The sequence below is a fragment of the Dactylosporangium sp. NPDC005555 genome, from assembly GCF_040605635.1.
GTDB lineage: Bacteria > Actinomycetota > Actinomycetes > Mycobacteriales > Micromonosporaceae > Dactylosporangium.
On the sequence record NZ_JBEXDG010000122.1, the window covers coordinates 1 to 10,844 of the forward strand.

At 63.3% G+C, this 10,844-nt stretch carries 8 protein-coding genes; 4 read left to right on the forward strand and 4 right to left on the reverse strand.

The features are described from left to right. A partial coding sequence (locus ABZS58_RS50360) for a hypothetical protein (RefSeq protein WP_354791890.1) occupies positions 1 to 239 on the reverse strand: 239 nt, incomplete at its 3' end. 754 nt (positions 240 to 993) lie between these two features. Between ABZS58_RS50360 and ABZS58_RS50365 the strand changes: the two genes are divergently transcribed. Then, a complete protein-coding gene (locus ABZS58_RS50365) occupies positions 994 to 1,692 on the forward strand; it encodes a hypothetical protein (RefSeq protein WP_354791892.1) in 699 nt (232 codons plus the stop codon). A 193-nt stretch (positions 1,693 to 1,885) separates the two neighbouring features. Then, on the forward strand, positions 1,886 to 3,205 hold the full coding sequence (locus ABZS58_RS50370) for a hypothetical protein (protein ID WP_354791893.1): 1,320 nt from the start codon (positions 1,886 to 1,888) through the stop codon (positions 3,203 to 3,205). Between the two features lie 706 nt (positions 3,206 to 3,911). Here ABZS58_RS50370 and ABZS58_RS50375 read toward each other — a convergent pair. Together ABZS58_RS50375 and ABZS58_RS50380 are read right to left on the reverse strand one after the other, a co-directional pair. Further along, a complete protein-coding gene (locus tag ABZS58_RS50375; RefSeq protein WP_354791894.1) occupies positions 3,912 to 4,040 on the reverse strand; it encodes a hypothetical protein in 129 nt (42 codons plus the stop codon). A gap of 264 nt (positions 4,041 to 4,304) precedes the next feature. Further along, positions 4,305 to 4,568: a hypothetical protein gene (locus tag ABZS58_RS50380; protein ID WP_354791896.1), complete on the reverse strand. Its 264-nt coding sequence runs from the start codon at positions 4,566 to 4,568 to the stop codon at positions 4,305 to 4,307. 162 nt (positions 4,569 to 4,730) lie between these two features. Here ABZS58_RS50380 and ABZS58_RS50385 point away from each other — a divergent pair, with 162 nt between their 5' ends. Beyond that, on the forward strand, positions 4,731 to 5,348 hold the full coding sequence (locus tag ABZS58_RS50385; protein ID WP_354791898.1) for a DNA-binding response regulator: 618 nt from the start codon (positions 4,731 to 4,733) through the stop codon (positions 5,346 to 5,348). A 15-nt stretch (positions 5,349 to 5,363) separates the two neighbouring features. Here ABZS58_RS50385 and ABZS58_RS50390 read toward each other — a convergent pair whose 3' ends face one another. Next, a complete protein-coding gene (locus ABZS58_RS50390) occupies positions 5,364 to 7,904 on the reverse strand; it encodes a tetratricopeptide repeat protein (RefSeq protein WP_354791900.1) in 2,541 nt (846 codons plus the stop codon). Positions 7,905 to 9,037: 1,133 nt separating this feature from the next. Here ABZS58_RS50390 and ABZS58_RS50395 point away from each other — a divergent pair. Further along, positions 9,038 to 10,844: tetratricopeptide repeat protein (locus tag ABZS58_RS50395; RefSeq protein ID WP_354791901.1), on the forward strand; the 1,807-nt coding region annotated here is incomplete at its 3' end.

The following is a 10,844-nucleotide window of genomic DNA, read 5'->3' on the forward strand; positions in this document are numbered from 1 at the left end:
GATCGGGATGCATAGCCCCGTCCGGTTTGAGCATTCCCTGACAGGAACAGCGAGAGCTGCTTAAAGCCCTGTCCACTGTTCAGGGGGAACCTCAAACGCCCATCGAGCCCACCAATCCATGACAACAAGCCGCACCGATACGAGCCGTCCCCACGTCGATCACGGATCGACGACGAATCGCTCACCTCGACAGACGCCGACACGACCGGCTTTGCGATGTCCATCACGAGTACCAACATGCCGCTTGAGCTTCACGGGCGAGGTATTCGGCAGGCGCAGAGGCGGCTGGTGACGTTGCCCGGCCGCAGTGGTTGGCCGGCGCGACCGGTGAGCATCTACGGCGAACGGAACGCTAACGGATGGCATCCCGCGACACGGACAGCACTTGTTTTTGCATCAAGTGCGATGTGCCCAAAAGGGACCAACCCGGCATTGACGAGGGCATTCTGCCCGGTTTGGCGAGTTCTTGTTAGCGCCATCGTTAGCGCGCGCTAACAAGAACTGTCCAATGTGTACATCATGAGCTTGAATATTCCCAGCTCACGCTGTCGGGACGGCGGGATTCGAACCCACGACCCCTTGACCCCTAGGCCATTGGCGTTAACGTTTCCGCACGTCAAGCACGATATGCCTGCGATCAAGGCGTGTCCTTGAGTGCATGTCGTGCGTGATCGCGGAGGATGCGTGGTCCCCAGCTGGTCCCCGAGCGGGGCCCGCGCAGACCACGAGTGGAGCACTGTGCTCCCGAGGTAACCGATGGCTCCGCAAGAAACGAACTGTCGATGCCCGCCCTGGCTGGCGTACAGTGCCATGGTGCAGATTGTGGAACTGCCCCAACACAGGATGCTTGCCTTTATCGAGGCATGCAACCGATCACGTTACCGCCCTTCAAGGGAAGAGGCGCATGCGTGGCACTCCTCGCCGACGCCGAGGAAGGGCCACTTTGTCCCTGGCCCTAACAGCATGGGTGCCGGGGTTTTAAGGATTGCCGATATGCTGAGCGCTACCTTTGACGTGCTTGGCCCGCAGGGCGAGCGCGCTCCGGACGAGAGTGTGTTGGACCATCTGATTCGGATTCGGTGGGTCAAAGATGAGCGAGGACTAACTCTGACCCAGCTGGGTTTGGCCATGCTGGCGGAAGCACGGCATGTCAAGAGGGCCGAAGAATCAACGGTCATTGTGCTGGAGACGACGGATCGGTTTGCTTACGCGCGACTTGTTGGTCAAATCGCATCTATTGGTTCTGCGCTACTCGTTGATCCTTACTTCCGCCTGCGGGAGTTGGAGACCATTCTCGACAATACCGAAGTTAACCGCGTGCTGATTTCAAAGCAATACAAGGGCAGTTCCGAGGCGCGCGCGGAGCTTCGCACTGCACTCAATGCAGTTGCGGCCGTCGTTGACATGGAGATTCGAGCCACCGCGAGCTCGACGCTTCATGACCGAATTTTGGTGTCGGACGAGGGGCCTGTTTACATGCTGGGTGCCTCGTTGAACACCGTTGGCGTTGCTAATACCGTATTCATGCGCATTCCTGACTCAGCTGCCGCTGCGCTCCGGGCGCAAGCTGAGGATCTTTGGGACGCAGCTGACGCTGTAGGCTCAGCGTCGCTTGTTGCTCCCACTGAGCCGAGCGCACTTGCAGAAATCCGGGCCGCTGGCGACCAGTCCGTCTCTGTGACCCAGGCATAGACCTTCCCGAACCGGCGCCAGCGCCGGGACGCCCCCTGCTCAATGCCGGGCGACAAGAGTAAGGAGCGGCAAGACGAGGGGCGGGCTTGGCAGGCCGGCAGGAAGTTGATAGCACCGAACGCCGGTGATGTGCTATGCCGGTGTCTCCTCGTTAGCGATGCGGGGCAGCTCGGCTGGCTGTTCAAGGAGAGAGATGACGGACCTTCAATCACTCAAGGAACGAGCCGAGGCGGCGAAGCTGCCTTGCGAATGGGAGGCAGTAGAAGTATTTGGATCCGATGACCCTTCGGAGCCGAACGAAACCGAAGATGTTCTACACATCGACTTTCCGAATGGTCGGGCAAGGAGGCGAGTGTCAATTGAAGCTGACATCGCGCCCAATATGAGTTCGATCGATTTCGAAAACTGGACTTTCCTCGGACGGTATCGTGCTGTCTGGAATAAGCAAGACGGGACTATTGAGGCGATAGCTGCGTCTGCTACAGGAAATTCGATCCTCCCCGTCAAGTCAATGCTTCGCAACTTGTTCGCGAAAGATGTGATCACCGGGGAGTTACAACAATGGGATGACACTCCGTCCAAATCATGGCGGCTTCCTCTTGCGCCAGCCACTGATCGTGACAGTGTTTCGGTACATTTGGGCACCGCAACCCCGGCATTGGTCATTGCTAGCTTCCACGGCCTTCGCCCCAAGCAATCCCGACTGAGCTTGACCATCGGCGACTGCGGCGTTTCAACCCATGACGATGCGCTGCGGCTTCTCGAAACAGTTTCAGCAGCAGTCTTCTTCGAGCTTGACCTTCTATACGACATCCCGCTCATGCTTGATGCCTCGTCACAGGGACGTAAGCGGCTCCTTATTCGGAAGTCCCAGCAGGACGCACGCCAGTTGAAGTTGCCCAAATCTAGGTATTCCGAAGACGCCGTCTCCTTGTACTCGTACGCACGATCGGCGCAAGCGATGCCGCTTCTTCAATTCCTTGCCTACTATCAGGTGGCGGAGTTCTACTTTAGACAATTTACGCAAGGCGAGGTTATTCAGCGAATCAAGCAGGCACTACGAGACCCTCAGTTCGACCTTGATAACGACCGTGATGTCACTCGCCTGGTTTCCCTTACCGCGAGCGTCAGCGGGAAGCCATTTTTCAGCGAGCTTGAACAGTTGACGACGACTATATCCGGCTGCACGGACGAGTCTTCGCTTCGTAGTTTCCTTGAGAGTCGCCCCGGCATGCTGGAGGCCATGAGCGGCAAATCAACGATTCAAGGCGTCCAATTATTGAACGCGAAGAATCGGAACGAGCGAATCATTGATCAAGTCGCTCGGCGGATTTACGACATTCGGTGCCGCATCGTGCACACCAAGGAGGATGGGGGTAGGGCGGCACAGCCGATGTTGTTGCCGTTCGGGGAAGAGGCCTACGCACTTCATTTCGACATCGATCTGATGCGGTTCATTGCGCAACGAGTGCTCATCGCGCGAGCAGTCACCGCTCCCTGGACTCGATCCTAAACTGCTGCGCCTACATGTCACATTCCACGCCTCAACAGCGGGTAGTCGTCAATGGGAACCCATGCTGACGCTAACGGCGTGGCGGCCCCTCATGCCAGGAGCACGAGTACCAACATGCCGCTTGAGCTTCACGGGCGAGGTATTCGGCAGGCGCAGAGGCGGCTGGTGACGTTGCCCGGCCGCAGTGGTTGGCCGGCGCGACCGGTGAACATCCACGGCGAACGGAACGCTAACGGATGGCATCCCGCGACACGGACAGCACTTGTTTTTGCATCAAGTGCGATGTGCCCAAAAGGGACCAACCCGGCATTGACGAGGGCATTCTGCCCGGTTTGGCCGAGTTCTTGTTAGCGCCATCGTTAGCGCGCGCTAACAAGAACTGTCCAATGTGTACATCATGAGCTTGAATATTCCCAGCTCACGCTGTCGGGACGGCGGGATTCGAACCCACGACCCCTTGACCCCCAGGCTTGCAACGACTCCACTGTGGAGTGTCGGCTCGTGTCGGCCGGTGTTCCCACATCCAAGTGACCTCCTCATATTAACGCTGCTGCGGGTTGGCCGGTGTTGCGTCATGCTTCCGTGTCCGCCTGGAGTTGATCTCCGCTGTGAGCGCGTTGTTAGCGCACCCCAATCAAGTGCGCTTCGTGATGTTGCGTCCATACCGACCGCGCGCGGAGAAACGAGCTGCCGGGCATGCTGGTGTTCAGGCTGCGGTCAGCGCCGCGGTGACCGCGTCGGGGTGCGTGACGGCCTCGATTGGTGCGACGAGGGTGGCGAGGTCGTCGGCGGCTTGGCGGCGGCGTCCGGCGTTGACGCGGGAGTAGTAGCGCATCAACGTCGCTGGGTCGTGGGCCCAGGCGTTATGCGACTTCCGGGATGCCGTATCCGAGATCGAGCAGGTTCGAGGCGACCAGGTGCCGGATCTGGCGTGGGCCGAGCAGACGGACCCTAGCAGTGCCCGCGAACCGCTTGAACCGATTACTGACAGAGCAGCTCTACGGCGGGGCCTCCGGTCGCGATTGCGTCGGCCGGGCAACGAACCCAACAAACATAGGCTGCGGCGGCAAGCGGCATCACGAAGTCGGTCCTGGCGGTCCTATTGCCGCCGGTGCGCGTGGCGCCGCTCAGCCATGACGCGGTAGACCTCGTCCCGTGAAATGTGAGGTCGGGAGCGGTGGACCGTCAGACAGACAAGCTCATCGTCGTATGTGGGATTCGCGTCGGCCACGTTGTTGATGTAGTCCCTGATGTCCGCAGTCACCGGCGGCACGTTGCGGCGTCGCCGTTCTCGGAACTCGTCCACGTCCTTCGGCGTGATCTCCTCGCTCGGGTCAGAGCCTCTGTCATCGTCGTAGGACATTGGACCTCCCAGTGCGGCGTCCTGTGTGAACGGTACGGCCGCCGATGTGCGCGGCTCCATGACGGGCATCTGGCAGAGGTGTGCTCGCAGCGGCGGCAGAACCTGCCAGAGAGTCGGCGAGGTTGCATGGCCGGACAAGCCCAGTTGCCTACTCTCGGGGCCATGCTGGTCGCGGTCGTCGATCCCCTTCCGCTGTACTGTCAGGGGGTTGCGGCTGCTCTGGCAGCGCACGGGTTCGACGTGGAGACGCCACACGATGTCCTGGCGTGGTTCCACGAGACGTCGCGGGGCGTGCTGCTTCTGACGTTAGCGGCGGCGCGTGACTGGAGCCTGCTGGCGCGGCTGACCGACCTGCCGTCTCGCTGCGACGTGATCGGACTGACGGCAGACGGGTCTGTGGAGGCGGGCGTGCGGGCAATCCGGCTCGGCGTCCGGTCCGTCCTGAGCCGAGACGTAACCGGAGACGTCCTGCGACACACAATCGAGGCGACCGCCCGGGGCCAAGCCGTCATGCCGTCGGCGGTCGCGACCGCACTAGCGGGAGCCGGCTCATCCGAACCAGCGGGCGTCTCGGCAGAGCAAGTGACGTGGCTCCGGCGACTCTCGGAGGGCGAGACCATTGCGCAGCTAGCGCGGCACGCCGGCTACTCGGAACGAGCGATGTTCCGCCTGCTGCAGTCGCTCTACCAGGCGTTGGGTGTGCACAATCGGATGCAGGCTGTCATGTACGCGCTGGAGCAGGGCTGGCTGCAGTCCGATCCGCCCGACCGCCGGGCATGACGCCGGCGGCTCAGCTCAGTGCTGGGCGATGAGATCGCGCCGGAGGACGTCGCGGACCGGTCCGAGCCTCGGATGTTCGGCCGAGTCGAGCTGGCAAAGCAGAAAGTCCAATCTGCGCAGAAGCCGGACCGGGCGATCCGCCACGAGATCGTTCCGTGCGGACTCGAACGACTCGATCGCCTTGTCGAGAGTGGACTCATCGGCGAGATACAGACCGCAGTGGGCGACGCCGGCGAGCTGCCGCGCAGCGAAGTCGCGGCGGGACGGCACGGTGCGGGGCTCCGCGGACCTCAGGAGTGCTCGAAAATAGTCGCAGGCCTTGGCGCTATCAGCCTCATGGTGCGTGATGCCAAGCAGAGCGAGCACGATTAGGTAGTTCTCGCCGCCGCGATACCGCTCGGCCTTGAGGATCTCCCGCCGGGCGCCCTTGGCGTCCGCATTTAGCAGGCGCGACCAGCAAAGAGTCGTCCGCGCCTGCAGGGTGATGATCGGATCGTGCATGGGAAGCGCGAGGTCCACCGCCTGCAGGGCCTGACGATCGGCTGTGCGCTGGTCGCGCTCAAGGAGGATGTCGGCGGAAGCGTCGAGATAGGCGGCCTGCAGCGATCGCTGCGGGGTGCGATGTGTGGGTTTCGCGACAGCCAGCCAGTGTAGTGCGGCTTCGTCGTCCTCAAGTTCGTGGTGCCAACGAGCAAGGCGAATGGCGACATGGGTCAAACGGTCGGGTTCGGCGGCCTCGAATGCCCGCCTGCCGTACTCAAGGGCACTCGGGTAGTCGCCAAGGCGTCGCGCGCACCGGGCGAGCCCCTCGTACGCGCTGGCTTGGACCTGGGCGCGGTGCTGGCGCTGCGCCGTGTCGAGCGCGGCCTGGTAGCGCCCCTGTGCAAGGTCGACCTCGTTGGCCGCCCAGTGCATGCTGGCGAGGTTGACGTCGATCTTCATAGTGATGTTTTCGTCGTCGCCGGCAATACGGCGGGCCTGGGCATACGCGTGTCGGGCCCGGGGAATGTCGCCCCGCATTCTGTACAGATTTCCGAGGCTGTTGTAGTTCGCCATACGGTTTCCGTCGTCCAGAAGCCGGTCACTGATCAGTGCCCGGGAAGCCAGCAGCCGTGATCCCGCGTTCCACTGACTCAGGACCTTGTCGATCTCCACGATGAGGCGGAAGGCGGCGTCCCAGTGACCCGCGCGCAGCAGAGCCTGCACTGCGGCGAAGTGACTGTGGAGGTCCTGCACGCTCTCAACGGAGCCAGCGTTCAAAGCCTTAGTTCGCAGAATCTTGAACGCACCGAAGAGCAGGTCGGCCCGGCTCGTCTCGCTAGGCCGCTCAGTCAGCAACCGGTCGAGGTCACCGAACGGGAGATAGAAATTCTCGGTTCCAGCGCGGACGACGTGCAGTGACACGAGTTCGTGCAGCTGGTACTCGATGGCGCCTTGCGAGCTAGCGTCCCGTTGTGGATCATCGATGGAAATCAAAGCGGCGACGTCGGAAATGTCGACCGGTGCGCCAAAGGCGGCCAGGGCACGCAGGATGCCGCGGCGAAGCGAACCGGCCCGCTCCATCAGCATGCCGGCCAGAAACTCGCCGGCGTCCTCGTTCGCTCGCAACACATCGCCGGCGAGCGCTATTGGGTCTTGGCCGGCCTGCGCGTCGGTGGTAAGCGCGAGAAAGAGCTCAGCCGACCGCAGGTTGCCGCCGAAGCGGTGATACAGCCGCTGCTGCGTGACTTCGGTCAACGCCAGCTGCCCGCGACGACGACCGCCGGTGCGGCGCATCAGAACCTCGTTGTACCAGTTGAACGGCAGACCACCCACCTCCACGCACCGGTCGGGCCGAACCCAAGTGCCCCCTTCGGCGGCTACCGGTATCGTCCGCGTGATCAGCACGATCTTCACTCCGCACCGCGGCCGGCTGGCGACGGCCTCGAACGCCTCCTCAAGAGCGAGATCCTCAAGTTGGCCGGTGGTCTCGTCGAACTGGTGATGCGCGGAGTCGATCACGATCAGGATGGGTTGGCCATCGAGGGAGTCAATCGCCATCTCCAGCCGGGCGAGCACGGGTTCGTCCTCGCGGACCGCGCCGACCGGCCGCCCCGAGGAGAGCTCGATGGCGAAGACGATGGCAGCCACGTCGATGAAGGTCTGCGGTGTCACCTGGTGTGAGTAGTCCGGCGACATGCCGTTCGCTTCCAGGGCGTGGATGACCAGAGTGCTGGTGCCGATGCCGGGTGCGCCGGTTACAACGATGACGCCGGCTTCGTCGTCGGTGATCATCGCCGTAAGCCGCCCGGTCTCGGCATCACGATCGGCGACGTTCGGGTCGTGTTCGGCGGCGAGCTGGGGCGGTCCAGTTTCCGGCGGGGCGGCGAGGGTGCGGGCCGCAGCGTGGCGGGCGCGTCGCCCCTGAAGAAAAGGAATGTATGCGGCAAATGCCGCCAAGGTGGCGATGACCAGAGTGATGACGATGTTGAGCCGGTCCCATGAGCCGGCCGAGTCGTCGTTCTCCAATGCATGCCAGACACCGAGGGTCCGACCACCGGCCGCGATCGCGGTCAAGGTTACGAGGACGGCGAAGGCCCAAATGGCTCGTCGCCAAGCACGTCTGCTCACGCGGTAATCGTCGCGCAACCGAACGTGTCGGGGAAGTCGTCGTTCGTACTAGACGTCGACCGATGTCGCTGAATTGCGGCCATCGAATCGTAGGACCGGCTCTGTCTCCAGATTGCCGGGAGGTCACTCAGTGAAGAACCTTGTTTGTAGACTGAGTTCAATCGAATCCATTGACCTTGGCGTTAGGTGGTCGTTGTGCCGCATCGGAACCAGCGGTGGGTGTGGGCAGGGCGCGCGGTTAGCGGCGTGATCGTTGCCGTGTTGGCGGGCTATCTCGTCGCGGTCGGGCTCGATAGGGCAGATAAAGCGGCGAGCGTTATCAGCGCTGTTGTGGCGTTGGTCGCTTTGGTAGCACCGTATTTGCTGCCTGACCCGGGAGGTACATCCTCACCGGTGCCGGACCGAGTGGAGGACACCGGCAACGCCAATGCTACAGGCGGCGGACTGGCGAACACGGGCCTGCAGGGCTCCGGCGATGACCGGCCAGCCCAGGTAACGCGTTCGGGGGATGCGATCGCTGACGGCCCTGGTTCGGTGGCCAACACCGGCGTCCAGCGCGAACGACGGCCATGACGACCGGCGACGCTCGTTTCCCTGCGACACCCGACGCAACCAACGTTACCGAGTCTGGTACCGCGTCGGCTGACCACGGCGGCATCGCCAACTCTGGGATCGTCCTTGGCGATGCCAGGTCGGCGTACTACGACCATCGTCACTACGGTTCATTGATCGTGATGGGTGGCCATCCGTTTCACTTGGAATGCTATCCGAGTCAACGCACCGAACAGCGGCCGCAACCGAGTCGGCTACTCGATCCTCATCAGGCGGTCGTTCCCTACCACTCTCGGACCACTGATGAGCTTCGGCTCATGGCGTGGCGCGACGACCCGGGGCCGGGCTCGTCGGTGCTATACCTATACGGCCCGGGCGGGCAGGGCAAGACCCGGCTCGCTCGCCACCTCGCCTCGATCTCCGCGTGTGTCGGTTGGCAAGTACTCCGTGCCGAGCATCGGTCAGCAAGGGCGAGCACGGAACCTCAGGAGCTTTCCAGTACCGACTCGCGGCCCCTGCTAATCGTCGTGGACTACGCAGATCGCTGGCCCGACCTGGACCTAATGGAGCTGGCGCGCACCGCTCACCATGTCGTAGCGACGCGACGGCTGCGATTACTGCTGCTGGGCCGATCAGAGGAGCAGTGGCACGCGATCGCAGCCGAGATGGACGGGCTCGGTGTCGCCCTTGGCGGCGCCGTCGTCCTCGGCCCGTTCGCGCCCGAGGGACGAGACCGCATAGCCGCGTTCTCCCAAGCTGCGGCCGCCTTTGCTGCGGAGTCGGGATACCAAGACGTGGTCGTACCGCCACCTAGTGACATTGATGACGACGCCTTCGAGTCGCCACTGATGTTGCACATGGCCGCCCTGGCCGCGGTGTATGCCCGGCGGGACGGCGAATCGATCCCAGTCCGCTCGGATCTCTCCAGTTTCCTGCTCCGCCAGGAGCAGCGGTACTGGAACGCGATTGCAGCAGCGGAGGGGAGACCGCTGACCGATGCCTTCGTGAGCGTCGTGTTCATCGCGACCCTGTTCGGGCCGCTCCGGGGCCGCGTTGCCGGAACATGGGCGCTGCGGCGGGCCGAGCTCGCCGACGGGCCGGCCGAAGCGGGTAAGTTGGTCAAGCTGCACGCTCGGTTCTATCCCGCAGGCGAGACGACGACGGCGGGGACTCCAGTCATGTTGCCCTTGGTGCCCGATCGGCTGGCAGAGGACTTCATCGGTGATTACGTCCGCCGGAACCCCGACGCCCTGACGACGGTGTCCGACGTCGTCGAGCTGCACGAAGACGAATCTGACATCGACGACGATGCCGTACGGCGCTGCCTGAGCATACTCGCTGCAGCGGGACAGCACCACGAGCCCGTCGCCCGGCTGCTGTTCGAACTCCTCCACGAGGCACCCGGCCTGGTCCGGTGTGCTTCGCGCCCGGCGCTCGACTTTGTGGCACGTCACGCGCCGATCGAGGTACTGGAACTGGTCGGCCGGGAACTGCCGGACTCCGCGGCAGACATCGCCCGGCCCGCCTTGCTCGTCTACCAACGCCTGTACGACGCCGTGCCAGCCAGCGAGACAGGCCTCCTTCGGGCGGTCCGGCTCATCAACCTCTCACACGGGCTGTCGCAGACCGGAGACCGGACCGGCGCCCTGGAGCGCGCGGAACAGGCCATGGCGGTGGTCCAAAGGTCTTCGGGCGCTGATTCGGACCCGCACCGGCAACCGCTCGCGGTGGCATTGATGCACCTCGGCGCTGAACTCAGCGCGGTGGGACGGCACCAGGAGGCCCTCGAGGCACAGCAGGAGGGAACGACGCTGTACCGCATCGTCGCCGAAGACAACGCGGAAGGACATCGCAGAGAACTCGCCAACGCACTGGCTAATCTCACCGCTGCACAGTCGAATATGGGACAGAAGCGAGCGGCAGTCGAATCGGCGAGAGAGGCCGTCGAGATCCTTCGCTCGATCGCTGACGAGCATCCTGATCCTGACCTCGCCCGATGCCTGTTGCACCTCGGCCTGGCTCTGTCGGAAGCCGGTGACGCCGCCCACGCCGTAGAGCCTATCGGCGAAGCCGTGCAGATGATCAGGACGCTGAGCCGGGACGATCCGCGCAGTCACGAGGCGATGCTCGCCACCACCCTGCTGAACTACAGCACCCATCTGGGGAGCGCTGACCGCGCCGCCGAGGCAGCCGATGCCGCCCAAGAGGTGGTGGACATTAGGCGGCGTCTCGCCGAAGTCGAGCCTGCCGCGCACGGGGCCGAACTAGCCACGGCCTTAGCCAATTTGAGCGGTCAGCGTGCCCTGAACGGCGATGATGGTGGCGCCATCGACG

What these genes read in the sequence shown, in the direction of transcription:
- ABZS58_RS50375 (WP_354791894.1), bottom strand. Translation starts at nt 4,040, where the DNA reads ATGCGCTACTACTCCCGCGTCAACGCCGGACGCCGCCGCCAAGCCGCC.
- ABZS58_RS50370 (WP_354791893.1), top strand. Translation starts at nt 1,886, where the DNA reads ATGACGGACCTTCAATCACTCAAGGAACGAGCCGAGGCGGCGAAGCTG.
- ABZS58_RS50385 (WP_354791898.1), top strand. Translation starts at nt 4,731, where the DNA reads ATGCTGGTCGCGGTCGTCGATCCCCTTCCGCTGTACTGTCAGGGGGTT.
- ABZS58_RS50365 (WP_354791892.1), top strand. Translation starts at nt 994, where the DNA reads ATGCTGAGCGCTACCTTTGACGTGCTTGGCCCGCAGGGCGAGCGCGCT.
- ABZS58_RS50380 (WP_354791896.1), bottom strand. Translation starts at nt 4,568, where the DNA reads ATGTCCTACGACGATGACAGAGGCTCTGACCCGAGCGAGGAGATCACG.